Annotated in this window: 28 protein-coding genes; 8 read left to right on the top strand and 20 right to left on the bottom strand. The window is 63.7% G+C overall.

What is annotated here, in order from left to right; genetic code table 11:
• Positions 1 to 3 precede the first annotated feature (3 nt).
• The gene (locus EV663_RS10200) at positions 4 to 960 is read left to right on the top strand and encodes an alpha/beta fold hydrolase (protein ID WP_132951695.1); all 957 of its coding nucleotides are present in this window, start codon (positions 4 to 6) and stop codon (positions 958 to 960) included.
• 36 nt (positions 961 to 996) lie between these two features.
• Positions 997 to 1,866, top strand: a complete 870-nt coding sequence (gene ppk2, locus EV663_RS10195; RefSeq protein ID WP_132951694.1) for a polyphosphate kinase 2 — start codon at positions 997 to 999, stop codon at positions 1,864 to 1,866.
• 66 nt (positions 1,867 to 1,932) lie between these two features.
• On the opposite strand, the gene mfd is transcribed toward ppk2, so the two are convergent.
• Together mfd and EV663_RS10185 are read right to left on the bottom strand one after the other, a co-directional pair.
• Positions 1,933 to 5,373: a transcription-repair coupling factor gene (gene mfd / locus EV663_RS10190; protein WP_132951693.1), complete on the bottom strand. Its 3,441-nt coding sequence runs from the start codon at positions 5,371 to 5,373 to the stop codon at positions 1,933 to 1,935.
• A 33-nt stretch (positions 5,374 to 5,406) separates the two neighbouring features.
• The gene (locus EV663_RS10185) at positions 5,407 to 5,934 is read right to left on the bottom strand and encodes a component of SufBCD complex (RefSeq protein WP_132951692.1); all 528 of its coding nucleotides are present in this window, start codon (positions 5,932 to 5,934) and stop codon (positions 5,407 to 5,409) included.
• Positions 5,935 to 6,051: 117 nt separating this feature from the next.
• Here EV663_RS10185 and hemB point away from each other — a divergent pair, with 117 nt between their 5' ends.
• Both hemB and EV663_RS10175 read left to right on the top strand, forming a co-directional pair.
• The gene (hemB, locus tag EV663_RS10180) at positions 6,052 to 7,053 is read left to right on the top strand and encodes a porphobilinogen synthase (protein ID WP_132951691.1); all 1,002 of its coding nucleotides are present in this window, start codon (positions 6,052 to 6,054) and stop codon (positions 7,051 to 7,053) included.
• 109 nt (positions 7,054 to 7,162) lie between these two features.
• Entirely contained in the window at positions 7,163 to 7,738 is a 576-nt protein-coding gene (locus tag EV663_RS10175; RefSeq protein WP_243697935.1) for a lipid-binding SYLF domain-containing protein, read from the top strand.
• Positions 7,739 to 7,776: 38 nt separating this feature from the next.
• On the opposite strand, the gene EV663_RS10170 is transcribed toward EV663_RS10175, so the two are convergent.
• Both EV663_RS10170 and cysS read right to left on the bottom strand, forming a co-directional pair.
• Positions 7,777 to 8,544, bottom strand: a complete 768-nt coding sequence (locus tag EV663_RS10170; protein ID WP_132951690.1) for a squalene/phytoene synthase family protein — start codon at positions 8,542 to 8,544, stop codon at positions 7,777 to 7,779.
• An 85-nt stretch (positions 8,545 to 8,629) separates the two neighbouring features.
• Positions 8,630 to 10,042, bottom strand: coding sequence for a cysteine--tRNA ligase (gene cysS / locus EV663_RS10165; protein WP_132951689.1), 1,413 nt, complete (start codon positions 10,040 to 10,042; stop codon positions 8,630 to 8,632).
• Positions 10,043 to 10,264: 222 nt separating this feature from the next.
• On the opposite strand from cysS, the gene EV663_RS10160 reads away from it, so the two are divergent.
• Complete coding sequence (locus tag EV663_RS10160) at positions 10,265 to 11,020, top strand: SDR family NAD(P)-dependent oxidoreductase (protein WP_132951688.1); 756 nt, start codon at positions 10,265 to 10,267, stop codon at positions 11,018 to 11,020.
• A 6-nt stretch (positions 11,021 to 11,026) separates the two neighbouring features.
• Here EV663_RS10160 and EV663_RS10155 read toward each other — a convergent pair whose 3' ends face one another.
• Both EV663_RS10155 and EV663_RS10150 read right to left on the bottom strand, forming a co-directional pair.
• The gene (locus EV663_RS10155) at positions 11,027 to 12,838 is read right to left on the bottom strand and encodes an ABC-F family ATP-binding cassette domain-containing protein (protein WP_132951687.1); all 1,812 of its coding nucleotides are present in this window, start codon (positions 12,836 to 12,838) and stop codon (positions 11,027 to 11,029) included.
• A 41-nt stretch (positions 12,839 to 12,879) separates the two neighbouring features.
• The gene (locus EV663_RS10150) at positions 12,880 to 13,299 is read right to left on the bottom strand and encodes a PaaI family thioesterase (protein WP_132951686.1); all 420 of its coding nucleotides are present in this window, start codon (positions 13,297 to 13,299) and stop codon (positions 12,880 to 12,882) included.
• 59 nt (positions 13,300 to 13,358) lie between these two features.
• Between EV663_RS10150 and EV663_RS10145 the strand changes: the two genes are divergently transcribed.
• A complete protein-coding gene (locus EV663_RS10145) occupies positions 13,359 to 14,147 on the top strand; it encodes an enoyl-CoA hydratase (RefSeq protein WP_132951685.1) in 789 nt (262 codons plus the stop codon).
• Positions 14,148 to 14,197: 50 nt separating this feature from the next.
• Here EV663_RS10145 and EV663_RS15630 read toward each other — a convergent pair whose 3' ends face one another.
• The 5 genes from EV663_RS15630 to EV663_RS10125 form a co-directional block, all read right to left on the bottom strand.
• Positions 14,198 to 14,344: a hypothetical protein gene (locus EV663_RS15630; RefSeq protein ID WP_165910173.1), complete on the bottom strand. Its 147-nt coding sequence runs from the start codon at positions 14,342 to 14,344 to the stop codon at positions 14,198 to 14,200.
• Between the two features lie 182 nt (positions 14,345 to 14,526).
• Positions 14,527 to 14,784 (bottom strand): hypothetical protein, encoded by a 258-nt coding sequence (locus tag EV663_RS10140; RefSeq protein WP_243697934.1) that lies wholly within the window; start codon positions 14,782 to 14,784, stop codon positions 14,527 to 14,529.
• 48 nt (positions 14,785 to 14,832) lie between these two features.
• Complete coding sequence (locus EV663_RS10135) at positions 14,833 to 16,311, bottom strand: carboxypeptidase M32 (protein ID WP_132951684.1); 1,479 nt, start codon at positions 16,309 to 16,311, stop codon at positions 14,833 to 14,835.
• 3 nt (positions 16,312 to 16,314) lie between these two features.
• Positions 16,315 to 17,460 carry a COX15/CtaA family protein gene (locus EV663_RS10130; RefSeq protein WP_132951683.1) on the bottom strand — a complete coding sequence of 382 codons (1,146 nt, stop codon included), beginning with the start codon at positions 17,458 to 17,460 and terminating at the stop codon, positions 16,315 to 16,317.
• A 55-nt stretch (positions 17,461 to 17,515) separates the two neighbouring features.
• Positions 17,516 to 18,250 carry an RNA methyltransferase gene (locus tag EV663_RS10125; RefSeq protein WP_132951682.1) on the bottom strand — a complete coding sequence of 245 codons (735 nt, stop codon included), beginning with the start codon at positions 18,248 to 18,250 and terminating at the stop codon, positions 17,516 to 17,518.
• Positions 18,251 to 18,363: 113 nt separating this feature from the next.
• Between EV663_RS10125 and EV663_RS10120 the strand changes: the two genes are divergently transcribed.
• Complete coding sequence (locus EV663_RS10120) at positions 18,364 to 18,981, top strand: thiamine phosphate synthase (RefSeq protein ID WP_132951681.1); 618 nt, start codon at positions 18,364 to 18,366, stop codon at positions 18,979 to 18,981.
• Between the two features lie 28 nt (positions 18,982 to 19,009).
• On the opposite strand, the gene olsA is transcribed toward EV663_RS10120, so the two are convergent.
• The 3 genes from olsA to EV663_RS10105 form a co-directional block, all read right to left on the bottom strand.
• On the bottom strand, positions 19,010 to 19,825 hold the full coding sequence (olsA, locus tag EV663_RS10115; protein ID WP_132951680.1) for a lyso-ornithine lipid O-acyltransferase: 816 nt from the start codon (positions 19,823 to 19,825) through the stop codon (positions 19,010 to 19,012).
• A complete protein-coding gene (olsB, locus tag EV663_RS10110; RefSeq protein WP_132951679.1) occupies positions 19,822 to 20,592 on the bottom strand; it encodes an L-ornithine N(alpha)-acyltransferase in 771 nt (256 codons plus the stop codon). Before olsB ends, olsA begins: the two co-directional genes overlap by 4 nt.
• A gap of 142 nt (positions 20,593 to 20,734) precedes the next feature.
• Positions 20,735 to 20,917: a DUF3553 domain-containing protein gene (locus EV663_RS10105; protein ID WP_132951678.1), complete on the bottom strand. Its 183-nt coding sequence runs from the start codon at positions 20,915 to 20,917 to the stop codon at positions 20,735 to 20,737.
• Between the two features lie 30 nt (positions 20,918 to 20,947).
• Between EV663_RS10105 and EV663_RS10100 the strand changes: the two genes are divergently transcribed.
• Complete coding sequence (locus EV663_RS10100; protein ID WP_132951677.1) at positions 20,948 to 21,589, top strand: histidine phosphotransferase family protein; 642 nt, start codon at positions 20,948 to 20,950, stop codon at positions 21,587 to 21,589.
• Here the strand turns inward: EV663_RS10100 and EV663_RS10095 are convergent.
• From EV663_RS10095 to rpmA, 6 genes are all read right to left on the bottom strand, one after another.
• Complete coding sequence (locus EV663_RS10095; protein ID WP_132951676.1) at positions 21,549 to 22,814, bottom strand: glutamate-5-semialdehyde dehydrogenase; 1,266 nt, start codon at positions 22,812 to 22,814, stop codon at positions 21,549 to 21,551. The two genes, EV663_RS10100 and EV663_RS10095, sit on opposite strands and share 41 nt — an antisense overlap.
• On the bottom strand, positions 22,811 to 23,917 hold the full coding sequence (gene proB / locus EV663_RS10090; RefSeq protein ID WP_132951675.1) for a glutamate 5-kinase: 1,107 nt from the start codon (positions 23,915 to 23,917) through the stop codon (positions 22,811 to 22,813). The genes EV663_RS10095 and proB overlap by 4 nt, the downstream gene beginning before the upstream one ends.
• Positions 23,905 to 24,942 (bottom strand): GTPase ObgE, encoded by a 1,038-nt coding sequence (gene obgE, locus EV663_RS10085; protein ID WP_132951674.1) that lies wholly within the window; start codon positions 24,940 to 24,942, stop codon positions 23,905 to 23,907. Before obgE ends, proB begins: the two co-directional genes overlap by 13 nt.
• On the bottom strand, positions 24,929 to 25,477 hold the full coding sequence (locus tag EV663_RS10080; protein WP_132951673.1) for a GNAT family N-acetyltransferase: 549 nt from the start codon (positions 25,475 to 25,477) through the stop codon (positions 24,929 to 24,931). The genes obgE and EV663_RS10080 overlap by 14 nt, the downstream gene beginning before the upstream one ends.
• 3 nt (positions 25,478 to 25,480) lie before the next feature.
• Positions 25,481 to 26,020, bottom strand: a complete 540-nt coding sequence (locus tag EV663_RS10075) for a GNAT family N-acetyltransferase (protein ID WP_132951672.1) — start codon at positions 26,018 to 26,020, stop codon at positions 25,481 to 25,483.
• A gap of 93 nt (positions 26,021 to 26,113) precedes the next feature.
• Positions 26,114 to 26,383, bottom strand: coding sequence for a 50S ribosomal protein L27 (gene rpmA, locus EV663_RS10070; protein WP_132951671.1), 270 nt, complete (start codon positions 26,381 to 26,383; stop codon positions 26,114 to 26,116).
• Between the last annotated feature and the right edge of the window lie 13 nt (positions 26,384 to 26,396).

Here is a 26,396-nt window from a genome sequence, read left to right as displayed (position 1 = left end):
CACATGTCATCGGCAGAGCGATATCCCCGCCGCACGATCCTGGCCTTGGCCGCCGCGTCCGGACTTAGCGCCTGCGCGCCCGCGCCTACCGAACACGCGCCGGCCCGGACCCCGCCGCTGGGCCAATTTCTGACCCTGCGCGGGCGCAGGCTGCATTACGTTCAACAAGGGCGCGGGCCGGACGTGATCCTGATCCACGGAGCCTCGGGCAACCTGCGTGATTTTACGTTCGATCTGACAGCGCGCCTCGCAAACAGCTATCGCGTCACCGCATTCGATCGCCCAGGCCTGGGTTATTCCCAGCCTTTGCGCGAAACCGGCGACAGCCCCGAAGACCAGGCCGCCCAACTCGAAAGAGCCGCGGCCGAACTCGGTATCCGCCGTGCGGTGGTTGTTGGACATTCCTATGGCGCCGCGGTTGCAATGGCCTGGGCGCTTGACCACCAGGCCCGCGTCGCGGGGCTGGTCACGCTGGCCGGCGTGACAATGCCCTGGCCCGAGGGGACCCTTGACCCTTGGTACGGGTTCGCCGCCTCTGGACTCGGCAGCACGCTCGTCACCGCCTTCGTTACCGAAAGGGCCGCGCGCCGCGCCCTGCCCCGGTTCTTCACCCCCCAGCCCGTCCCGCGTGGCTATGCCGATTATGTGGGCCTCGACCTCGCGCTCAACCCCGCGATTCTGCGCGCCAGCGCCCGGCAGGTCGATCGCCTGCGCCCTTCGCTGGTGTCCATGTCGGCCCGCTACCGGAGACTTCACATTCCGGTGGAAATCCTCCACGGCACGGCCGATTCCATCGTAGGGATCGACCTTCATGCACGTCCCATGGCCGCTGTCTTGCCCAATGCCCGCCTGACCGAATTATCGGGCATCGGTCACATGATCCATCACGCCGCACCGCGCACAACGCGTGCCGCGATCGACCGTGCCGTCGCGCGGGCGCGATTGCGACCGCAAGGCTGATCGGCCCGCAGTCATCCCCGACAGAAAGGAACGGCCATGAAACTGCCTTTCGATGGTGCGATCAGCGAATTCCACGACACCCGGGCCCCCGAAAGCATCCGCCGCGCCATTCGGAACGCAAAGAAATCGGACATCCTTTCCGACAGCTATCCCTATGATCGCGAAATGGACAGCGATGCCTACAAACGACAACTCGCGGCGCTGCAAATCGAACTGGTCAAGCTGCAAGCCCATGTCAAGGCAGAAGGCAGCCGTGTCGCAATCGTCTTCGAGGGTCGAGACGCGGCCGGAAAGGGCGGTACGATCAAGCGCTTTCGCGAGAATCTTAACCCTCGGGTTGCGCGCGTCGTGGCCTTGGGCACGCCCTCCGACCGCGAAGCCAGCCAATGGTATTTCCAGCGCTACATTCCTCATCTTCCCTCGGGGGGCGAGATCGTATTCTTTGACCGCTCCTGGTATAACCGCGCCGTGGTCGAGCATGTCTTCGACTTCTGTACGCCCGCCCAGCGCACCCATTTCTTCGCGCAGGTTCCCGATTTCGAGGCGATGCTGGTCGAAGAGGGGATTCACCTCTTCAAGCTCTGGCTCAATGTCGGCCGCGCCGAGCAACTGCGACGCTTCCTGGATCGCGAGCGCGATCCACTCAAACAGTGGAAACTCAGTTGGATCGACGTCGAGGGTTTGAAGCGTTGGGATTCCTATACCGAGGCGATCCTCGAAACTTTCGTCCACAGCCACTCCTGCTGCGCGCCCTGGACGGTGATCCGCTCCGATGACAAGCGCCGCGCGCGGCTCGCGTCGATCAGGGCGGTTTTGTCGAGGCTGGATTACGCCGGCAAGGACGATGCGGCGGTCGGTCTGCCCGATCCCGCGATATGTGGCGGCCCGGAAATCTGGGTATCCTGATCTTCTTCTTGGAAAAAATACCCAGATTCCGCCCTCGCCACGCGTGGATCGCCCGCCAAGGGCGCTTCAGACGGCCTTGACCTTCTCCGCCAGGTCGCGGGCGATGGCAAAGGCGCCCTTGATCTTGTCGCTGTCCTTCTTCCAGTCGCGGCGCAGGATGATCTTGTTGTCCTTGACCTTGGCCAGCCCCTGCTGCGCCTGGATGAATTCGACCAGACCGGCGGGATTGGCGAACTTGTCGCCCCAGAACTGGATCGTCGCGCCCTTGGGTCCGCCATCCATCCGCGCAATCCCCGCCCGCTTGCACATCGCCTTGATCCGCACCACCAGCAGCAGCGTGTTGACCTCCTTGGGAAGCTTGCCGAACCGGTCGATCAGCTCGGCGGCAAAGCCCTCCAGTTCCACCTTGGTCGAGAGCCCCGACAACCGCCGGTAAAGACCCAGGCGCACGTCCAGATCCGGCACGTAATCCTCGGGGATCAGCACCGGCACGCCCAGGTTGATCTGCGGCGACCAATCGCCATCAGCCTCGGACAGCCCCTCCATCTCGCCCGCCTTGATCTTGGCAATCGCCTCTTCCAGCATCGACTGGTACAACTCGAAGCCCACCTCGCGGACGTGGCCCGACTGTTCCTCGCCCACCAGGTTGCCGGCGCCGCGAATGTCCAGATCCTGGCTGGCCAGGGTGAACCCGGCCCCCAGCGTGTCCAGGCTGCCCAGGACGCGCAGCCGCTTCTGCGCCTGCGGCGTCAGCGGCGCGCGCGGCTTGGTGGTCAGATAGGCATAGGCCCGCGCCTTGGACCGGCCCACCCGCCCCCGGATCTGGTAGAGCTGCGCCAGACCGAACATGTCCGCCCGATGCACGATCATCGTGTTGGCGGTCGGGATGTCCAAACCGGATTCCACGATCGTGGTGGCCAGCAGCACATCGTATTTGCCGTCGTAGAAGGCGTTCATCCGATCATCCAGCTCGCCCGCCGCCATCTGGCCATGAGCGGTGATGAAACTCACCTCGGGCACCTGGTCGCGCAGGAACGCCTCCATCTCCGGCAGGTCCGTGATGCGCGGCACCACGAAGAAGCTCTGCCCGCCGCGGTAATGCTCGCGCAGCAATGCCTCGCGCACCGTCACCGTGTCGAACTCGCTGACATAGGTGCGGATCGACAGCCGGTCCACGGGGGGCGTGCCGATGATCGACAGGTCGCGCACGCCGGTCAGGCTCATCTGCAGGGTGCGCGGGATCGGCGTTGCGGTCAGCGTCAGCACATGGATGTCGCTGCGCATCTGCTTCAGCCGTTCCTTGTGGGTGACGCCGAAATGCTGTTCCTCGTCGATGATCAACAGCCCGAGATTCTGGAACTTCACCGCCTTGGCCAGCACCGCGTGGGTGCCGATCACGATATCCACCGTGCCGTCCGCCAGCCCCGCCCGCGTCTTCGCGGCATCCTTGGCGGTGACGAAGCGTGAAAGCTGCCGCACCTCGATCGGGAAGCCGCGGAACCGCTCCATGAAGCTTTTCGCGTGCTGCCGGGCCAGCAGCGTCGTGGGCGCGATCACCGCGACCTGTACCCCGGACATGGCCGCCACGAAGGCCGCGCGCATCGCGACCTCGGTCTTGCCGAACCCCACGTCGCCGCAGATCAGCCGGTCCATCGGCGTGCCGCTGGCCATGTCGTTCAGCACATCCTCGATGGCGGCCAACTGATCGTCGGTTTCCTGATAAGGGAAGCGTGCGGAAAACGCCTCCCACATGTGGTGGCTGGGTTCCAATATGGGCGCGTTGCGCAACGCTCGCTCGGCTGCCACACGGATCAGCTTGTCCGCGATCTGGCGGATACGTTCCTTGAGCCGCGCCTTCCTGGCCTGCCAGGCGCCGCCGCCCAGCTTGTCCAGCAACCCCTCGTCATGGCCGTAGCGCGACAGGAGTTCGATGTTTTCCACCGGCAGGAACAGCCGGTCGCCGCCGGCATATTCCAGCGCCAGGCATTCATGCGGCGCCCCGGCGGCGGTGATGGTTTCCAGGCCGTTGAAACGGCCCACCCCATGTTCGACATGGACCACCAGATCGCCTGGCGCCAAGGTCTGAGCTTCGGTCAGGAAGTTCTCGGCCTTGCGGCGTTTCCTTGGCGCGCGGATAAGGCGGTCGCCAAGGACGTCCTGTTCCGAGATCACCGTCAGTCCGGGCCCCTCGAACCCGTGTTCCAGCGCCCAGACGGTCAGGTAGACCCCGCGCGGATCGGACACGTCTCGGATGTCGGCGATCATCCGGGTATCGATGATGCCCTCATCTTCCAGCAAGCCGTTCAGGCGTTCGCGCGCGCCCTCGGAATATGACGCGACGACGACTGAGCCCTCTTGACGTCGTGCTTCAATATGCTGCTGCAATGCACTGAAAAGGCTTACTTGTTCTAGTTTTCGCTCGGGCGCGAAATTGCGACCAATCCGCCCCCCCGCATCGACAACACCTGGGCCGGTTCCCTGCGCCAAAGGGTTCATCTGCACTACACGGCGCCCGGCCAGCGCCGCATCCCAGGCATCGTCATCGAGATACATGAGCCCAGGTGGGCAGGGCTTGTAGACGGAATCGATCCGCCCCTTCTGCATCATAGCCTCGCGCCGTGTTTCGTATTGATCGGCGATGGTTTCCCATCGCGTCAGACGGGTCGGTGTGGCCTGGTCGTCAAGATAGATGCTGGCCCCCGGCAGGTAATCGAAAAGCGTTTCAAGCCGCTCGTGGAAAAAGGGCAGCCAGTGTTCGACCCCGGCATGCTTGCGCCCTGCGCTGACAGCCTCGTAGAGCGGATCATCCGTGCCCGCCGCACCGAACTCGATCCTGTAATTCTGCCGGAACCGGGTGATCGCGGCATCGTCCAGGATCACCTCGGATACCGGGGCCAGTTCGACAGTGTCCAGCCGCTCGGTCGTTCTCTGGGTTGCGGGATCGAACCGCCGTGCCCCGTCCAGCACATCGCCGAACAGGTCCAGTCGAACCGGCCCTGCCTCGCCCGGAGGATAGATGTCGATGATACCGCCGCGCACCGCGTAATCGCCTGGCTCCATCACCGTTGGGGCTTGGGAAAAACCCATGCGCACGAGGAAGGCCTTGAGCGTCTCCTCGTCTATCTGCCGCCCGACACGCGCAACAAAGGATGACTCACGCAACACCGCGCGCGCGGGCAAACGCTGCGTGGCGGCATTGACCGTGGTCAACACGATGAACGGGCCCGACAATCCAGAGGCCAGCGCGGCCAGCGTCGCCATCCGCGCGGCCTCGGTATCTGGATTGGGCGAGACACGGTCATAGGGCAGGCAATCCCAGGCTGGGAATTCCAGGACCACCACTTGGGGGGCAAAAAACGCAAGCGCCGCGCGCATCGCCACCAACCGCCTGTCGTCGCGCGCGATATGCAATACGGGCGCGCCGCTACGGTCGACCTCTCGGGCCAGAAGCCGGGCGTCGAAACCTTCGGGCGCGCCTCCGGCGGTAATGTGCATGGGCTCGGACATGGGCGGCTCAGTTAAGGTGGGGGGCGATCCGGGTCAACCGCCCAGAACGCCGATCTGCATGTTCTGCCACATGCCCCACATGGCCGTGACGAAAATGGACACGATCCCGACGAATTGAACGCTCAACCGGTGCATCCGCAGCATCCGGTAAAGCGCCTCGTCGACGGGGGCGCGCCGTTCTATCAGGTGCGCCGTGCGCACCGAGATCAGGCTGACCAAGGCAAAGGGCGCCCCCAGAAGGAACACGGCCTGGCAGAATTCAGAGCCATAGCCAAATCCAAGCGTCAGCAACAGTGACCCCCCGAACCCGCCAAGCGCCACGATCCAGATACCTGCCTCGCGCGCGATGAACAGGATACGACGCGTGTTGATGGCCACAAGCGCCGCAACATCAGCGGCGGCCTGCCCGCCATGCACGCGGGCACGCTGCACCATGTCATATGGAACGCCCAGAACCCAGTGGCTGGCCGTCGACCATGTCACCGCAAGCGCGATCCAGTACCACAGGTTCGAGAACGACCGCATGTCGATAAGCTCATAGACATTCTCGTACCAGTTCAAGGTAAGGTGCTCCGTTGTGCCCGCGCCAATCGTGCTGCGGGGGGACGAATCCCGCACTTGAGATAGCGCGCGATCCGTGTAACCCAGTCGGTCGAATTGTTGAAGGAGACATGCCCAATGCGTCCCACCGTCGCGCCCTTCCCCACCACCCGCCTGCGCCGCACCCGCCGCACACCAGCCCTGCGCGACCTCGTGCGCGAAACCACGCTGACCACGGGCGACCTGATCTGGCCGATCTTCATTCGCGACGGCGAGAATATCGAGGAACCGGTGCCCTCGATGCCGGGCGTGGTGCGCCGCTCGGTCGATCTGGCGGTCAAGGCCGCCGAGGAGGCGGCGTCCCTCGGCATCCCGGCGATCTGCCTGTTCCCCTATACCGACCCCTCCCTGAAGACGGAGGCCTGCGAAGAGGCGTGGAACCCCGACAACCTGTCCAACCGCACGATCCGCGCGATCAAGGCCGCGGTGCCCGATATCGCCGTGATGACGGATATCGCGCTGGACCCCTACAACGCCAACGGCCATGATGGCATCGTGCGCGACGGGATCATCGTCAACGACGAAACCGTCGAGGCGCTGGTCAAGATGGCGCTGGCTCAGGCCGAATGCGGCGCCGACATCTTGGGCCCCTCGGACATGATGGACGGCCGGATCGGCGCGATGCGCGCGGCGCTGGAAAAGGCCGGGCATTCGGACGTCACGATCATGTCCTATACCGCGAAATACGCCTCGGCCTTTTACGGGCCGTTCCGCGATGCCGTGGGGGCCAGCGGTGCGCTCAAGGGCGACAAGAAGACTTACCAGATGGACCCGGCCAATTCCGACGAGGCAATCCGCCTGGTCGAGCGCGACCTGATGGAGGGCGCCGACATGATCATGGTCAAGCCGGGCATGCCCTATCTCGACATCTGTCGCCGCGTGAAGGACGAGTTCGGCGTGCCGACCTATGCCTACCAGGTCTCGGGCGAATACGCGATGCTGATGGCAGCCGCCCAAAACGGTTGGCTCGACCGCGAAAAGGTGATGATGGAAAGCCTGATGAGTTTCAAGCGGGCTGGTTGCGATGGCATTCTCACCTATTTCGCCCCCCAAGCCGCCCGTGTTCTGAACGCCGTCTAGACCGGGCGTGAACTTGCCCATCCGCCCCGTGCCCCGGTGACAAAGGGTGCGGGGCAGATTATAGTTCTTGCAATCGGTCCCAAAGGCCTAATGCAAAGAGGCACGAGCAATGCAAGACGGCAAGATGGCAGGCGGGGTATCCCGCCGCAGATTTATCGCGGCAGCGGGCGCTGCGACGGCTCTCTCGGCCTGCGGCAACGGTGTGGGCAGCACCGGAAGCTACACCATAGACAGCCGGGTCGACGCCACGCGCGATTACCTGTTCATGCGCTATCCCGACACGCAGACACTCGCTGAAAAGGCCCAGGGTATCCTGTGGATGCCACTGATCACCAAGGCCGGGCTGGGCGTTGGCGGGGCCTATGGGCGCGGGGCGCTGCGGGTCGATAACGTGACGGTGGATTATTACTCTGCCACGCAGGCCAGCTTTGGCTTTCAGATCGGGGCACAACAATATGCCCATGCACTGTTTTTCATGACACCCGAGGCACTGCGCGAGTTCCGCGCAGGGGCGGGCTGGTCGGCGGGCGGCGATATCGAATACGCGGTCCGCGACCAGGGCGGAAACCTCTCTGCGCGCACGATGACCGCGCTTGACCCGGTGATCGCGCTGATTTTCGGACAGCAGGGCCTGATCATCGGCGCCTCGCTCGAGGGAACGAAATACACGAGAATCATCCCCTAACTGCTTTGAAAGCAGAGACGGTTTGTTCCGTAAAGCTATTACCAGCGCCCGGCCATGGCCCGCCACAGAAAGGCGGCGCGCCGGGCGGATTCCGAAACCTCCAGCCTGCCGGCAGCAACCCGTTCTGGACTTTGAGCCGCGCGCCGCAAGACGGGATCTGCACGCCATGCCATGCGTGCGGCCGGGATCGCGGCGGCAGGAATGACATCACGCGCAGCCCGGACCCGCGCCAGCCGCTCCGCCCCGGCGCGGGCCAGCGCCGATACCGCCTCTGGTCGTCCGTCGATCAGCGGGATACGCCCAAGTTCCTCAAGCTTGGGAACAGCGATCAACCAATTGGCCAGCCCCATCGCATAACCCAGCTCATGCAGCGTCGAGAGGCCGCTGCGCGCACCCAGCACGCGTGCAGCCACGACCAGAAGGGTTGCCGCGCTTGCCTCGATATGCCTCTCCAAAGCGGCTTGATCGGCAAAAGGTTCACGATAGGCATCCCAGCGCCGCGCCAGGACCAAGGCGTCAAGCGCCCGCGCATCAGCCGGTGACAGAACCTCCGCCAGCGGCTCGGCCACCTCGTGGCGGCGTGTCTTGCCGCCCTCGACGATCTCTGCCAAAACATCTCGCCACCATTGGAGGCGCATCTCGGCGATCATGGGCTCGCTGCTGACCCACGGGGCGCGCGCCACCTCGACATTGAAAGCGAAAAGCGGCAAGAGCCGCGCGCGCGCCGTCAAGGGTGCGGCCATCGCGACGCGAAAGCGGTCGGGATCGCCACGCCGCACGATCTCGGCGCAGGCTTGTAACGTCATGCCCGGTACATCGTCATGCCTGGTGCATCACGGCCTGAACACTGCCATCCTCGGTCGAGTTGGCGCGATTTTGGGGCGCGGGACATCATTCCAGCCTATCCAGCCCCGAGGGGTCGAAGTCGGGACCGGGGACAAGTTCGACGCCATCCCTGGACATACGTACCTCGACGCCGGCTGAAACAAGCGCGGCCTTTAGGCGATCGACCTCACTGAAATCCTTTGTGGTCATGGCCTTGACCCGCGCCAACGATAGTTTCTCAGTCAATGGTGAAAGATCCGAGGACGCCCGTTCCCATCCAGAAAGTTCCTCGGTCAACAATCCCAGAAGCCGCGCAGAGGCCACGAACTCGCCATGGGCAGAAGCTACATCGAAATCAGGCAAAGCCGCCCCGCCTTCCCAAGATTGAAGCAGGTTGGCGAGTCTGTGCAGTTCGGCCATGGCGCCCGCCGTGTTCAGATCGTCAGCCAAGCGATCCAATACCGCCTGGCTTGGTGTTGATGGTTCGACCCCATCGGCAATGGCGCGCCACTTGCGTAGAACCACCTCCGCCTCCCGCGCCTTTTCCGCCGTCCAGTCCATCGGCTTGCGGTAATGCGTGGACAAGAAGGCAAAGCGGATCACCTCGCCCGGCACACCCTGTTCCAACAGATCGTGTACGGTAAAGAAATTGCCCAGAGACTTGGACATTTTCCGGCCTTCGACCTGCAACATCTCGTTATGCAACCAGTAACGCGCGAAATCGCTACCCGGATGGGCACAGCAGCTTTGCGCGATCTCGTTTTCATGGTGGGGAAATGTCAAGTCGTTGCCGCCGCCGTGAATATCGAAACTTTCTCCTAGCAACTCTCGCGACATCGCCGAGCACTCGATATGCCAGCCCGGACGCCCGCGCCCCCAGGGACTGTCCCAGCCCGGCTGATGATCCGTCGACGGTTTCCAAAGGACGAAATCCATCGGATCACGTTTATACGGTGCCACCTCGACGCGCGCACCGGCGATCATGTCGTCCACCGATCGCCCTGAAAGCGCGCCGTAATCGCGATAGCTGCGAACGTCGAACAAGACATGGCCATCTGCGGCATAGGCGTGACCCTTTGCGATCAACACCTCGATCATGGCGATCATCTGGCCGATATAGGCGGTCGCACGCGGCATGTAGGTTGGTTCCAGCGCGCCCAGCGCGCCCATATCCTCAAGGAACCATTGCGTGGTTTCGGCGGTGATCTCCTCGATGGGTCGCCCGTTTTCATCGGCCCGCGCGATGATCTTGTCGTCCACATCGGTGAAGTTGCGTACATAAGTGACATGATCTGGTCCATAGACATGGCGCAACAGGCGGAACAGGACGTCGAACACCACCACCGGGCGTGCGTTACCCAGGTGCGCCCGGTCATAGACCGTGGGACCACAGACATACATCCGCACATTGTCGGGGTTGATGGGATCGAACCGCTCCTTCCGGCGGGTGCGGGTATTGTAGAGGCTGATCTCGGTCATGGCGTCCAACTCTCTCGCGCGTTTCGCGGCGGTTCTTGCATATCTGGCGCGTGATGGGAATACGGGGGGGCAAGGGCACAGCGTCGGCCGATATGGTGATGATACCGGCCATCCTGCATGACCTGACATGGACATGAGCGCCCCCGCGCCGTTGCAACCGGCTGGACAAGGCGTGCCACTCGCGGCTAGCTCTGGTCGCCGATATTCACGGGAGGGATGCACATGCAGATCAGTGAAACAAAGGCGATCGTTACCGGGGGAGCCTCGGGGCTGGGTGCCGCGACGGCACGCGCGTTATGCGATGCAGAGGCGGCGGTGACGATCCTTGATCGCGATGTCGCCGGGGGGGCGGCGCTTGCTTCGGAAATCGGTGCCGGATTCCTGCCGGTTGATGTGACCGATGCCACATCGGTTGCGCAGGCCATCAGCGAGGCCAGCACGCAAATGGGCGGCATCACCGCCTGCATCAACTGCGCAGGCATCGCCACCGCTGAACGCACGTTGGGCAGGTCGGGTCCGCATGCGCTGGACAGCTTTCGCAAGACAGTGGAAATCAACCTGATTGGAAGTTTCAACGTTCTGCGCCTGGCCGCGGCCGAAATGGCAGGCAATGCCGATGATCGCGACGGTTGCCGGGGCGTGATCGTAAACACGGCCTCCGTCGCGGCCTTTGACGGCCAGAAGGGTCAAGCGGCCTATGCGGCCTCGAAGGGTGGAATCGCGGCGATGACCTTACCGCTGGCGCGCGACCTTGCCAGCCTGAAAATCCGCGTCATGGCCATTGCGCCCGGTGTCTTCCGAACCCCGATGCTCGAGGGGCTGGGTCAGGAGGTAATGGACGCGCTCGCTGCCGACGTGACCGCGCCCCCGCGACTGGGCGAACCGGCGGAATTCGCGGCCCTTGTCATGCACATCGTGCAGAACTGCTATCTGAACGGCGAGGTGATCCGGCTCGATGGTGCGTTGAGGATGAAATGAGGGCGTTCAGCCCTCAGCCTTTTGCGCAAGATCCAGCCATTCCTCTTCGGCTGCGGCAAGCGCTGTCTGACGCTGAATCAGGGCGCTGCTTGCCTTTTCGAACTTTGCCGGCTCTCGGGTGAACAACTCGGGGTCGGAAAGGAATTCTTCCAGCTTGGCGATCTCGGCCTCCAGCCGTTCAATTTCAGCGGGCAACACCTCTAGCCGATGCTTTTGTGTAAAACTAAGCCCTTGTGGGTCATTTCTTTCACTTGACCTAGACTTTGGCCCGGAACGATTTGGTTTTTCTATGACTTCCGGCATCTGGTGTGCTTTGCGCTGTGCCTGGTAGTCAGACCAGCCTCCGGCATAGACCGCGGCACGACCGTCACCTTCCATCGCGATGGTGGTCGAGGCCACGCGGTCGAGAAAGTCGCGGTCATGGCTGACCAGCAGGACGGTACCCTCGTAATCGGACAGCAATTCCTGCAACAAGTCCAGGGTTTCAACGTCCAGGTCGTTGGTCGGTTCGTCCAAGACCAACAGGTTGCTTTCCCGCGCCATGATCCGGGCCAGCAACAGCCGCGCCCGTTCGCCGCCCGACAAGGAACGCACAGGCGCGCGTGCCTGTGCTTCGTCAAACAGGAAGTCCTTGAGATATCCTACGACATGCCGCGGCTGGCCGCGCACCATCACCTGATCGGCACGGCCCGAAACGCGCATATCCAGATCGCCGGTCAGGCTGTCCCAAAGGCTCATCTCGGGGTCCAGGGCCGCGCGGTTTTGATCGAAAATCGCCATTTGCAGGTTGGTGCCCAGCTTGACCTCGCCGGTATCGGGGGGCAAATCGCCGGTCAGAATTTTCAACAAGGTGGTCTTGCCCGCCCCGTTTGGCCCCACGAAGGCAACCCGTTCCCCGCGATGAATGCGCAGACTGAACTCGCGCAGGATCGTCCGGTCGCCAAAGCGCTTGGAAATCCCCCGCGCCTCGATCACGCGCTTGCCCGATTGCGACCCGCCCTCCAGGGCCATGGCGGCGGCGCCTTGGCGACGTATCATACCCGCGCGTTCCTCGCGCAGCGCGGCCAGGTTACGCACCCGACCCTGGTTGCGCTTGCGCCGGGCCGAAATGCCCTCAACCGCCCAGCGGGCCTCGGCCTTTATCTTGCGGTCCAGTTTGTGACGGGCCTCATCCTCGTCGGCCCAGACCTTGTCGCGCCACTCTTCGAAATGGGCAAAGCCCCGGTCCTGGCGGCGCACCGCACCCCGGTCGATCCACAGCGTACCGCGGGTCAAGGCGCGCAGGAAAGCCCGGTCGTGCGATATCAGCACATAGGCCGAGCGCGTTTCGGCCAACTGGGCCTCAAGCCAGCCAATCGCCTCGATGTCGAGGTGGTTCGTGGGTTCGTCCAAAAGCATCAGTTCAGGCGCCTCGGCCAGCAGCTTGGCCAGCGCCGCGCGCCGGCGCTCGCCGCCCGATGCGGTCGCAACCGGCGTGGCCGGATCGAGCTTGAGCCCCTCGGCAACCATCTCGACGCGGTATTCCTCGCCATGGGCCAGGTCGCTGGCCGCGAAATCGCCGAGCGTGGCAAAGCCCGAGAGATCCGGTTCCTGTTCCATGTAGCCGGTGCTGGTACCCGGCGACAGGATGCGCGCGCCCGCGTCTGGTTCCACCAGCCCGGCCATTACCTTCATCAAGGTGGATTTACCCGACCCGTTGCGGCCCACCAGCGCCAGCCGGTCGCCCGGCTGCACGACGAGATCCAACCCGGCAAACACCGGATTCCCCCCGAAGGTCAGAGAAATATCGTTGAGTTGCAAAAGCGGTGCGCGTGCCATGGCGTCGGGCTAGGCCATGGCGCCGCCCACGTCAACGCCCCTCAGCGCGGCGGAATCGAATAGGTCAGGCTGGCGCGCGCGACGACACCGTCCATCCCCTCTGACCGGATCAGAGCGTCCCCCACCGCCAGCACGCGGCCCAGTTTCAGAAGCCGCGCCTCGCAGATCAGATCCTTGCCCGCCGCCGGTTTGCGCATGAAGTCGATGGAACAGTTCGTGGTCACCGCCAGAGCCTTGGGGCCGATCATTGCCAATACCGCCAGGTAGATTCCAACATCGGCCAATGCAAACATAGAGGGACCGGACACCGTGCCGCCGGGACGCAAATGCCGCTCGGCCACGGGCATGCGCATGCACAGTTGCATCGGCGACACCCCCTCGATCACGAAGTCGGCGGCCACCTGCGGGAATTCCCGTTCCATGAACGCGGTCAGCGCCGCGGCATCCATCTGTAGATCCATGCTCTTTTCCATCCTCCCTTTGGCGCGTAGTCTGCCGGGAAACGGGGAGGAGAAACAAGATGAGCGATATTCTGTTACGCGACGACAAAAGCGGCATTGCCACGCTGACGCTGAACGCACCCGAACGGCTGAACGCGCTGTCGGACGCGATGCTGGCCGCGCTGCAAGGCCAGATCGACGCCTTGTCAGGAGACCAAGAGACGCGGGTGGTGATCCTGAAAGGCAACGGCAAGGTGTTCTGCGCCGGTCACGACCTGAAGGAAATGCAAGCCGGGCGTCAGACCGAGGATGGTGGACAGGCCTATTTCGCCGACCTGTTCATGCGTTGTGCGCGCGTCATGACCGGATTGATGCGCCTGCCCCAACCCGTGATCGCCGCTCCGCACGGGATCGCCACCGCGGCGGGCTGCCAGATGGTGGCCGCCTGCGATCTGGCCGTCGCGGCAGAGGGTACACGATTCGGCGTGAACGGCGTGAATATCGGGCTGTTCTGTTCGACCCCCATGGTTGCGTTGTCGCGCAATATCCCGCGCAAGCACGCGTTCGAGATGCTGACGACGGGCGAGTTCATCGAAACCGGCCGCGCCGAAGCCCTTGGCCTGATCAACCACGCCGTACCGCATGAAAATCTTGACGAAGAGGTGCTCAAGCTAGCCGAAAAGATTGCCGCAAAGTTGAACCCGGCCGTGCGGATCGGCAAGCGGACGTTCTATGACCAGATCGAAATGGGAATTGACGCGGCCTATGCGCACGCCGGCGCTGCAATGGTCGAAAACATGATGTGGCGCGATACAAACGAAGGCATTTCTGCGTTCCTGGAAAAGCGCGCCCCGGATTGGCGGCGCTGAACCTGCTGATCGGGGCCGAGCGATCCGCACCGGCCCCGATCCTGTGAAGGTTACTCGGCCGCAAACGCCTTTGCGGCGGCCTGCGCCTTGCGGCGACGAGTTTCGGCCAGTTTTTCTTCGGTCTGGCGCATGTTGATGTAGGCGAAGGCAACGACGAAGCCGAGCGTGCCGAGCATCAGGGGGCCGATGATATCCATTGTCTGTTCCCTTTCCTGTTTGGTGGTTGTGCAAGGGATACGGGCCGTTTTTCGGGCTGGATCACCGGAGGGTGGAAATTTCTTTGTTTTCAAAAGTATACATGGGCATACGCATCGGCAACCCCTTGATCCGACGTATAAATTACGCGCCTTCACGGTGACTTCAAACGAATGTGAGCGCGCTATTGGATCAGAAAAATGACCAATAGGAAAAAGACCAACAGCCCGATCAGCCCCCCTTGGGCAAAGATCAGGCTGGTCAGGAACAGGGCGGCCAGCACCGCGGCGACGATCAGCGTCTGTTCGAAGGGAGGACGCTCAGAGATCCGCGCCTCGATCTGTTCGCGGCCGCGGTCACGCAGGATACCGGCCAGCACCGAAAAGGCAACGCGCCGGGCGCTATCGCGTATTGCGCGAAGAAAACTATCAAGCATCGTCATGGTGCGCGTTCTACCATTCGGCTTGGAACTGCGCCAGCCTGCGCCCGCCTATACCCCGTAAAGCGCGCCGAACTTTGTATCGAGATAGTCAAGCAGCGGCCCCTCATGCGGTGCGAACCCACAGGCTCTCTCGATCAGCTCGGCCGGCTGGTAAAGCCCGCCATGACGTTGAACGGTCTCGCGCAGCCAGGCGGTTGCAGATTCGGCATGGCCACGCGCGAGGTCATCCTCCAGCGTCGGAACCGCGGCCCTGAGCGCAGTATGAAGACAGCCCGCATAGACATTGCCCAAGCTATAGGTCGGGAAATATCCGAAAAGCCCCACCGACCAGTGGACATCCTGCAACACCCCGTTCGAGGGTTTGTCGACCGCGACGCCGAAATCGGCCTCGAACCGCGTATTCCATGCCTCTTCGAGGTCATCTGCTTCCAGCAGGCCGGCGATCAATTCGCGCTCCAAATCAAAGCGCAGCATGATGTGCAGATTGTAATGAACCTCGTCCGCCTCGGTACGGATATATCCCGAATGCACCCGGTTCACCGAGGCGTAAAATGCTTCGGCATCCGCTGCGCCCGCCAGGCCGAAAACCTCACCCATCCGCCCGAACAGCCAGCCGCAAAAGGCACGGGATCGGCCAAGCTGGTTCTCGTAGATCCGGCTCTGGCTTTCATGCACGCCCATCGACACGCCATTGCCCAGCGGCGTCAACAGGTAGGCTGGATCGATGCCCTGCTCATAGGTGCCGTGCCCAACCTCGTGCAGGGTCGAATAGAGACAGTTCAACGGATCGGATTCATCGACCCGCGTTGTGATCCGAACATCCGTGCCAGAGCCCGAGGTAAAGGGATGCACAGACCGGTCCAGCCGGCCATGCCGCCAGTCATAGCCGAAATGAGACGCGATTTCACGGGCAAGCCCCATCTGGCCCTCGGTTTCAAAACGGCCCATCAACGGCGCGGGGGCGCGTTGCGCTCCCATCACGCGTTCGCGCAACTCCACCAGGCGCGGACGCATCCGGTCGAACATCGCGGCCAGACCAGCGCCGGTCGCGCCGGGTTCGTAATCGTCCAGAAGCGCATCGTATGGATCGCCCCCCTGCGCCAAGGCCGCAGCCTCTTCTCGTTTGAGACGGACCACCTCGCGCAGGGTTGGCATGAAATGGGCCACGTCATCAGCCGCACGCGCCTCGGCCCAGATGCCCTGGGCGCGGCTGGTCACGCGCGCCAGCTCTGCCGACAGGGTGTCCGGCAGCCGAGTCGCGCGCTCATGGCCTCGGCGGATGTGGCGAACCTGGGCGCGGGCCACATCGTCAAGGGCTTCGCCCTCCAGCGCGGCCAGCCACTCGCCCACCCGCGGATCGGTACGGCGACGGTGAAGGGCCGTTTCCAACGCTCCGATTTCCTCGGCCCGCTGATGCGCCGCGCCCCTGGGCATCATCGTCTCCTGGTCCCAGCCCAGACGGCCGGCAACCAGCGCCAATGCCTCTGTCTCGCGCTGGAATGCAATCAGATCGTGATAGGCGGTCATGCCCTACCCCCGGATGGATTGTTGAAACGGGTATCGCGCCAAAAATCGCGCCCGAAGAACCAGAACGACCAGGGCCACCGCGCCCAGGTTATGCGCCAGCACGATATGCCACTGCGCGCCGTAAAGAACGCTGCCGATACCCAGAACCACCTGCCCGAATAGCATAACCGCCATCCAGTGAAACGCCATGCGGGTGCGCCGATGGACGTTCTTGCGCCCCCTGACCCAGGCAATGGTCCCCACCAGGACCAACAGATAGCCGAGCCCGCGGTGAACGAATTCTGCCAAAACAGGATTGTCATAGAGGTTGTGCCAGCCGGGCGTCATCGCCCAAATGCCGGGCGGCAAAACATGCCCCCCCATGAGCGGCCAGTCAACAAAGCCGCGCCCCGAATCGCGACCCGCCAGAAGCGCCCCGAACAGGATTTGCGCGAACACCAGGTGCATCACGACCGTTGACAGTCCAAAAGCCCTGGCATCGCGCGCACGGCGCGCTTGCATCAGCGCCGCCTCGGATCTGCCAAGCTTCAGGATGTACCACGCGATCAGGCCAAGCGAAACAAATCCAATCCCGCTCATCGCCGCCACCCGAAGCGATGGCGCGTCGAGTAGGGCGGGCACATGCCCCGCCGGCCCCAGCGCCCAGTCGGCCAGCCCGATCAAGGCAAGCAGCGCGCCGATCCCTGCCAGACGCAGGCCCCAGCCCTTGGGCATGAAGCGCGGCACCGACATGCCCATGATCCCGAGAGCCCAGAGCGCGGCGGCAAGGGTGCCGGCCTGCCTGACCCCCCATTCCCACCAGAAAGCGCGCTGGAACGCGGCAAGGTCGGAGATGGCCGGCGGCGCCTCCGGCGGCAGCCCCGCGAGATAACGATCGAAGGCCGCAAGCCAGGCCTGGGCATCCATCGGCGGCAGCGTGCCATATAGCGGAAGGCCGCCGCGCAGCGTAACGCCCTGGCCCAGGAGCCGGGAAATCGCCGCGCCGATCAGCATGGCGGCCAGCGCAAAGAAAATCGACCCAAGCCATAGTCGCACGACCCCACGCGCCCCCGATCGCGCGGCGCGGTCGATCGCACCGGGCTGAACCACGGGGCGTTCCCGCGGTGCATCGGTGCCGACATCCTCGAAAATATTGCGGGTCTTGCTCATCGGCCGCCCTCCGTCCTTCGCGCGCAGACTAGGCCCGCGGCGACGCAGTCGCAAGTCACTGCTCGCCGCCCGGGCGACGGGTCAACTGCCGCAACATCCCGTGAAAAACCTGTACGTCGGATCGGGTCAGCGGCATCCGGCTCCAGAGATTGCGCAGGGTGCGCTTCATGCCCTCGGCCTTTGTCTGAGGGAAAAAGAACCCGGCCTCGTCCAAGCGGGTTTCGTAATGTTCGGCCAGCTTTTCGACCTCCAGCGCGCTGGCAGGTTCGGCACCCGCCATCTCCATCCGCTCGGGCAGGATGCCGGACGATTGACGACGCCACTCATAGGCGGTCAGCAACACGCATTGGGCAAGATTCAGCGAGGCGAAACCGGGATTTACCGGCACCGATATGATCGCGTTAGCCCGCACGATATCGTCGTTTTCAAGGCCCGCGCGCTCTGGGCCGAACAGGACGGCGACGCGGCGCCCTTGTCCGATCATGGCGCGCGCCTGTTCCATCGCGCGTTCGGGGGTAACGACCGGCTTGGTCAGGCCGCGCCCCCGTGCGGTGGTCGCGAAGACATAGTCACAGTCGCCCACCGCGTCGGCCAGGCTGTCGAAGATCCCCGCCTCGTCTAGCAATCGCCCTGCCCCGCTGGCAAGCGCCACGGCGCGTGGATTGGGCCAGCCGTCACGCGGATCGACCATGCGCATCCTCTCAAGGCCGAAATTCCACATCGCCCGCGCGGCAGCTCCGATATTCTCGCCCATTTGCGGACGCACGAGGACAAAGGCGGGTTGCTGCATCATGGGATCATTCGCATCAGACATGGGCCGGGGTGATACGCGTGGGTGCAAGCCATGGTCAAGCGCCTCGAGTCCGGCTATAGCAGCGAACCACGAAAGACCGGAGAGACGCCATGGCCGACCGTGAGCTGCCGCAAATCTATCTCGTCACGCCACCCGCCTTTGCGCTGGCCCCCTTTTCCGAGAGGCTGGCCGCGGTGCTGGACGCACATCCCATCGCCTGCATGCGCCTGAGCATGGCCAGTGCCGACGAGGATGCCGTGGCGCGCGCGGCGGACACCTTGCGCGAGATTGTCCATGCCCGTGACATCCCGCTGGTGATCGACAGCCATATCGCGCTGGTCGAGCGGCTGGGGCTGGACGGGGTTCACCTGCCCGATGGCGCGCGGCGCGTTCGCAAGACGCGCGAAGCCCTTGGCAGTGATGCGATCATCGGGGCGTTTTGCGGGGCCTCACGCCATGACGGGCTGAACGCGGGCGAGGCGGGCGCCGATTACGTTTCTTTCGGGCCGGTGGGACAAAGCGGTTTGGGCGATGGTACGCTCGCCCCGCAAGAGTTGTTCGCCTGGTGGTCCGAGGTGATCGAACTGCCCGTGGTGGCCGAGGGGGCGCTGGACGAGGATTGCGTCGCGCGGCTGGCCCCGGTCACCGATTTCTTTGCCTTCGGCGAGGAAATCTGGCGACAAGAGGATGCCGTCGCAGCCCTAGGACGCCTGATCGCGGCAGTTTGAGGACATCGTTGCCGCAAGATACCGTGCCTCAGGCGGACAGGCCGCTGCGCACCGACTCTTCGCAGGCTTTCGCCAATGCCTTGCGGTCGGCAAAATCTGCCACCCGCAAGGGGGGGTGATAGATCACCTCGACAGAGCCTTGCCGCTTGGCCGCAAGCACCTTGAGCAGGTGTTCCCCGAAGCCCATATCGCCCCACCATCCGTAAAACGCAGGATGCTGGCCGCGCGGCGCGGTATAGACCACAGTAACCGGCTGGATATGCAGGATATAGCGCAGGTCATCGGCAAAGAACGCCGCAAAAAGCGTTGTTTTGAAAGGCAGGACACGCAAACCGTCAGTCGTGGTGCCCTCGGGAAAGAACAACAGTTTGTGATTGGCCTTCAACCTTTCCTCGAACAGGCCGTTATGGGCGCGCGCGTCGCGCCGGTCGCGATTGATAAACAGTGTGCCGGTGGACCGCGCAAGCCAGCCGATACCGGGCCAGTCGGCCACCTCTGCCTTGGATACGAAATAGATCCGCTTACGCGCGTTGAGCGTGAATATGTCCAACCAAGAGCCGTGATTGGCCACCACGGCCCCGCGTTCGCGCATCTGTCGTCCACGCACAATGTGTCGAATGCCAAGGATAACAAAGGCCATCCGGCAGACAAATTGCGTGATGAAGGGGGTCACCGGTCGATGCCAGCCGAAAATCGGACGTTCGATCAATCGCACGACCAGCAACAGCAACAGGCAGCCGAAGGTCACGATGCCAAGCGCCGTGCCGCGCCACAGGATACGCAGCCAGTCGCCCGCCCCCTTTTGCGGCACAACGGGCGGTGGCGGACCCTGCCATGGGGTCATCCGCGCCCCCGCGTGTAACGGGCGCGGGATTTCTGGTTCATCCGCGCGGTATCCATGACAAGGCAGACATCGGTCGTGTTGAAGGCATGGTCGATGAATGCCCCCTCGCCAACGAAGCCGCCCAACCTGAGATAAGCCTTTATCAGTTGCGGCATCGCCAGCATGGCGCGCTTGCGGTCGATCTGGGCCTCGGGCAGCAGGTCCATGGCCTGGCACTGTTCCGGACGCACCCGCACACGCAATGGCACGGGGGCGAGGAAATGATGGTGCAGATAAGACAACGGTTCAGCCAGCGCGGCGGCGTCTGTGCCATGAAAGCTGGCAACGCCGAAAAGAACCTCGATCCGGCGGTCGAGAACGTAATCGGCAAGCCCGTTCCAGAGATGGAACAACGCCGTACCGCCCCGATAGTCGCGATGCACGCAGGACCGTCCCAGTTCCAGAAGCCGGCGACCGCTGTTCTTGAGAGGGGTCAGGTCGTATTCATCCTCTGTATAGAACCGGCCCAGTCGCTCGGCCCCTTCACAGGTCAACAGCCGGTACACCCCGACCACGCGGTCATCGGGCTCGCGCCGGGTATCGATCAGCAAAAGGTGATCGTAATAGGGATCGTAATCGTCGCGTTCCAGCCGCGCGGCATGATCGACAAGCGGTCCGTCGCCACCAAGCTCGGCGACGAAGATTTCGTAACGCAATCGCTGTGCAGCACGCAGGTCGGCCTCGTTCTCGGCCAGCTTGAGCTGAAAATGATCGTCGGGCAGGTGCATCAGGGAGGCTCGCGCCGGTTTCAAGGCCACAGCGCGCCTTCTAGGCGGCAAGCAACCGGGTTGCAACAGTACGCCCTGACGCGGGGACAGTGGCGTTAAGGCACTGTTAACACACTTGCGCAAAGCTTCGGGTCATATCGAGCTATGGATTATGTACCGGCATGAGTTCCACACGCGTCCCATCTATCACCTGTTTGCCCGCCTCGCGGAAATTGACCGTGATTCGCGCCCCGATCACGGATTGCACCTGCCCCGGCCCCCAATCGGGCTGGCCCGGATGGCGCACGATCATGCCGGGTTCGAGGATGGTGTTTAGGGGCTGCATCGGACGGCTCCTGTTTCGGGAGGGCGGGGAATGAATGACGTCACGGCCCTGGTCGGTTCAAGGATTTGCCACGACCTAGTTAACCCGCTTGGCGCGATTGGCAATGGCATGGAACTTCTGTCGATGTGCCACTCCGCGCTGGCCAACAGCCAGGAAACCGCACTGATCGCGGAAAGCCTGTCCAGCGCGACTGCTCGCCTGCGGATGATGCGGTTGGCCTTTGGCACCGCGACCGGCGGGGCGGATATCGCTCGGGACGAAATCGAGGGCGGGCTTGCGGGCTTGTATTTGGCGGGACGGGTCTCGGTCAGGACCGCGATGCCGGTTTCGGTATCGCGGCCAATTGCAAAGGCGCTGATCCTTGCGGTGATGTGCGCCGAAACCGCCCTGCCCCGCGGCGGCAGGCTTGATGTGACGGTTGGACAGGGCCAAGTGCGGATCGCGGGGGACGGACCACGCATCGCGATGCCGAGCGAGCTATGGGACCCCCTGACCCGGACCGCAGTGCCAGAGATTGCCCTGCGTCCGGCCGAGGTGCAATTCGCCTTGCTTCCCGTGGCGGTGACCGAGGCGGGATGCGGTCTGAAACTGTCGCGGCATGATGACGGTTTCGCGGTCGAATTCTACACGCTCAGGGCCGGGTCGTTCCATCCCCCTCGACCAGATATTTGAAACTGGTCAACTGCACCGCCCCTACCGGCCCGCGCGCGTGCAGCTTGCCAGTCGCGATCCCGATCTCGGCGCCCATCCCGAACTCTCCACCGTCGGCGAACTGGGTCGAGGCGTTGCGCATCAAGATCGCGCTGTCCAGCCGTTCGAAGAACCGCGCGGCGGCGGCATCATCCTCGGTCAGGATCGCGTCGGTATGGCCAGATCCGTGGATTCGGATATGGGCGATCGCGGCGTCGATGTCATCGACGACCTTAGCGGCGATATCCATGTCCAGGTATTCGCGCCCCCAATCCGCATCGGTGGCGGGAACAGTGCCGGGCAGCTTGGCCAGCACCTCATCTGCATGCACCCGCACCCCCGCGGCCACCAGCGCGGCGACCAGCTCGGCGCCCAGGGTGGCCGCCACGTCGCGATGGATGAGCAGGCATTCCGCCGCGCCGCAGATGCCGGTGCGGCGGGTCTTGGCATTCAGCACCACGTCCAACGCCTTTTTCGGATCGGCACCCTTATCGACATAGACATGCACGATGCCCTCGAGATGGGCAAAGACCGGCACCCGTGCCTCGCGCTGCACCAGCCCGACCAGACCCTTGCCACCACGCGGCACGATCACGTCGATCGTATCGGTCATGGCCAGCATCTCGCTGACCGCCGCGCGATCGCGGGTCGGCACGCGCAGGATGGCATCCTCGGGCAAACCGGCGGCGCGCAGCCCGCCCACCAAGCAATCATGCAGAACGCCTGAGGAATGGAAGCTTTCCGAGCCCCCGCGCAGGATCACAGCGTTCCCAGCCTTGAGGCACAGCGCACCCGCATCTGCCGTAACGTTGGGGCGGCTTTCATAGATCACCCCGATCACGCCAAGGGGAGTGCGGACCCGGCGGATATGCAGCCCGCTGGGCATGTCCCATTCGGCGATCACCTCGCCCACCGGATCGGGCTGGCCGGCCACCATGCGCAGGCCCCGCACGATTTCCGCAATTCGGCCCTCGTCCAGCCGCAGCCGGTCCAGCATGGCCGGGCTCAGCCCTTTTTCGCGACCGAAGGCCATATCCTTTTCATTGGCCAAAAGGATCTCTTGTTGCCTGGAAAGAACCGCCTCCGCAGCGGCGTTCAACGCAGCGGCCTTGGCCTCGGTGCTGGCAAAGGCCAGTTCGGCGGCGGCACGCTTGGCACGCGCACCCAGATCGGCCATCAGTGCGGGAATGTCTTTGGTGTCGGTCATGTTGCCATATCATCCCTGTGGATCAGCGCCGCACGCCCCGGATAGCCCAGGATCGTCTCGATATCACCCGAGCGGCAGCCCCGTATCAGCCGAGCCTCGGCCCCCGTATACCGGGCCAGCCCCGAACCAAGCCCCTCGCCGTTCGGCCCAAGAATGGATACCGGGTCCCCTCGCCCGAAATCGCCAGTCACGTCGGTCACACCCGCCGGCAACAGCGATTTACCGCGCCGAAGCGCCGACATCGCGCCCTCGTCGATGGAGACGAAGCCCTGGGGCTTCATCGAGGCGATCCAGCGTTTGCGCGCGGCCTGCGGGTCCCCCTTGGGGCGGAACCAGGTGGCGGGCGCGCCATTTTCAAGCGCCTGGATCGGGTTCAGCGCCGCGCCCTGGGTAATGACCAGCGCACAGCCCGCCCCGGTCGCGGTCTTGGCGGCCATGAGCTTGGTCTTCATGCCGCCCTTGCTGAGCCCAGAGCCTGCATCGCCCGCCATCGCCTCTATCTCGGGGGTGATGTCCTCGATCAGGTCAAAGCGGCGCGCAGCCGGGTCTTGCGCAGGGTTGGCGGTGTAGAATCCGTCAACGTCGGACAAAAGGACCGTTGTATCGGCCCCGACGGTCACGGCGACCTGCGCCGCCAGTCGGTCATTATCGCCGAAACGGATTTCATCGGTGGCAACCGTATCGTTTTCGTTCACGATCGGCACAGCGCCATAAGACAAAAGCGTTTCCAGCGTCGCCCGCGCGTTGAGATAACGCCGCCGATCGGCCGAATCCTCAAGTGTCACCAATACCTGCGCGGCGGTGATGCCGTGGGGGGCCAGACAATCCTCATAGGCACGCGCCAGACGGATCTGACCGACGGCGGCAGCGGCCTGTGACTCTTCCAGCGCCAGCGCCCCAAAGCCCAGCCCCAGCGCCCCCCGACCCAGCGCGATCGAGCCTGACGAGACCAGGACCACGTCAACGCCGCGCGCCTTGAGCATCGCCACGTCCTCGGCCAGCGCGCGCAACCAGTCATCGCGCAGGCTGCCCCTTGTCCGATCGACCAGCAGGGCCGATCCGATCTTGATTACGACGCGTTTCGCATCACTCAGGGACGCCACGGCGCGTCCTCCTCGTCCATATCACCATGGCGCAGTCGGTCCTCGTCAATCTCGGCCCGCAGCGCGCGCAAGACCTCTGCGACGCCCTCGCGCGAAACGCCCGACATCATCAGGACGCGCTGTCCCGTTTCGGCCTCAAGCTCGGCCCTCTTCTCGTGGCGCTCGTCCTCGTCCAAAGCATCGATCTTGTTGAGAACAGTCACGCGCGGCTTGTCGGCGAGGTGCCCGCCATAGGCCTCAAGTTCGTGGATGATGGTGCGGCAATCGCCCGCGACATCATCCGAGGTCGCGTCGACCAGGTGCAACAGAACCGCACAACGTTCGACATGGCCAAGGAACCGATCGCCCAGCCCGTGCCCCTCATGTGCGCCCTCGATAAGGCCGGGAATGTCCGCAATCACGAATTCGACGCCGTCAATCCCCACCACGCCCAGGTTTGGATGCAGCGTGGTAAAGGGATAGTCCGCGATCTTGGGCCGCGCATTCGAGGTCGCGGCCAGGAAAGTCGACTTGCCCGCATTGGGCAATCCCAAAAGCCCGGCATCGGCAATCACCTTGAGACGCAGCCAGATCGTACGCTCCACCCCGGGCTGGCCGGAATTGGCCCGCCGCGGCGCCTGGTTGGTCGCGGTCTTGAAATGCAGGTTGCCAAATCCCCCATTGCCGCCGCGGGCCAGCAGGACGCGTTGGCCGACCTCGGTAAGGTCGGCGATCACGGTTTCCTCGTCCTCGTCCAGGATCTCGGTGCCCACTGGCACGCGCAACACGATGTCATCGCCCGAGGCACCGGTCTTTTGACGACCCTGACCGGGCCGTCCGTTCTGGGCAAAAAAGTGCTGCTGGTACCGAAAATCGATCAGCGTGTTCAACCCGTCGACCGCCTCGGCCCAGACATCGCCGCCGCGTCCGCCATCGCCGCCGTCGGGACCACCGAATTCTATGTATTTCTCACGACGGAAACTGGCGCAGCCATTCCCGCCGCTACCGGAACGAATATGGACCCGTGCAAGGTCAAGGAATTTCATGTCGAGCCTCGAATGAAGAGCGCCACAGGCGATAGTGGATGTTGGCCGCAGGCTCAAGCCGCGCGCGAGAATGGCCGATCCCTCGGCCCGTTGGGCGAAAGCCCAGTTTTTCCAGCACACGGCCAGAGGCGGGGTTGTCAAAGTAATGATCCGCCCCGACCACGTCGAGGCCGGGAAAGCGCGCGAAGCACCCGGCTAGGAAAACCCGAGCGGCCTCTGTTGCATAGCCGCGCCCCCAGTGCGCTGGATCAAGGAAGTATGCCAGCGATGCCGGTGCACCGCCAAGCCCGATCGTCCCGATCACCCCACCCTGCCGCTTGGCGATGGCCAGGCGAAAGCCCACCGTGCCCCGGAAACGCGCCCTGTCAACCCAAAGCCGCATCTCTCGTTCAGGCCAGGGGACAGGAATCGTTCCCATCATCGGCGCCACGCGCGGATCGGTTGCGATCCGGGCAAGCGTACGCAAATCTTCACCGGCGAAAGGCCGCAGGGTCAAGCGCGGCGTCTCGATGTGAAAATCGTCCGCCGCGTTCATGGCTCAGACAAGCCGCTTGAGATAGGTCCAGGTCGCCACTTTGGCCTCGCGCGCTACCGAATAGGCCTCGGCATCGCCAATATAGTCGAACCCAGCATTGGTCAGAACCCGGGCCGAGCCCGGATTATCCTGAAAGACCTCGGCAAAGATCGTGTCGGCCTTCTGGGGATTGGCCGCGATCAGCGCACCGACCGCCTCGGAGGCGATGCCGGTATTCCAAAAGGCAGGGGCCACCCAATAGCCGATCTCGGACTGGTTGCGATCCATCCGGTTGAGAGCGATCACCCCCAGAACCTCTGACAGGCCCCGTTCGGCGCCATCCATTACCCAGACATCCTCGGACCGCTCGCCATTTTGCGCCCGCGCGATAAACGCCTCTGTCGCTCCCGGTGGCATCGGATGAGGCAACGATCGGGTGAACCGTGCCACGCGCAGATCACCGGCGTAAAGGTTCAGCAGACCCGCATCCGACTGACGCACCGGCCGCAAAACGAAACGCTCTGCCCTTATGACGGGTTGGGCGGCGATTGAGTCATGCTTCATGGCTTACCTCCTCGGGCATTTGCCCCCGGAAAAAAGACGGGGGACCGGCTGCCGCCGATCCCCCGCCCTGATGTCAACGCTCGGGCTCTCGGCTTACTCCGCGGCCTCCGCCGTCGGGAGAACCGAAATGAACGTGCGCCCTTTCAGGCCCTTGTGAAAGGTCACTGCGCCCTCGGCGACGGCAAAGATCGTATGATCCCGGCCCATGCCAACGCCCTCACCCGGCCAGAACTTGGTGCCGCGCTGACGCACGATGATATTGCCGGGAATGACGGCCTGACCGCCGTAAAGTTTAACCCCGAGGCGGCGACCGGCAGAGTCGCGCCCGTTGCGCGAGGAGCCGCCTGCTTTCTTGTGTGCCATGTCGTCTTCTCCT

The sequence above is a fragment of the Rhodovulum bhavnagarense genome, assembly GCF_004343505.1.
GTDB classification, from domain to species: domain Bacteria; phylum Pseudomonadota; class Alphaproteobacteria; order Rhodobacterales; family Rhodobacteraceae; genus Rhodovulum; species Rhodovulum bhavnagarense.
This window is presented reverse-complemented; position numbering and strand designations above follow the sequence as displayed.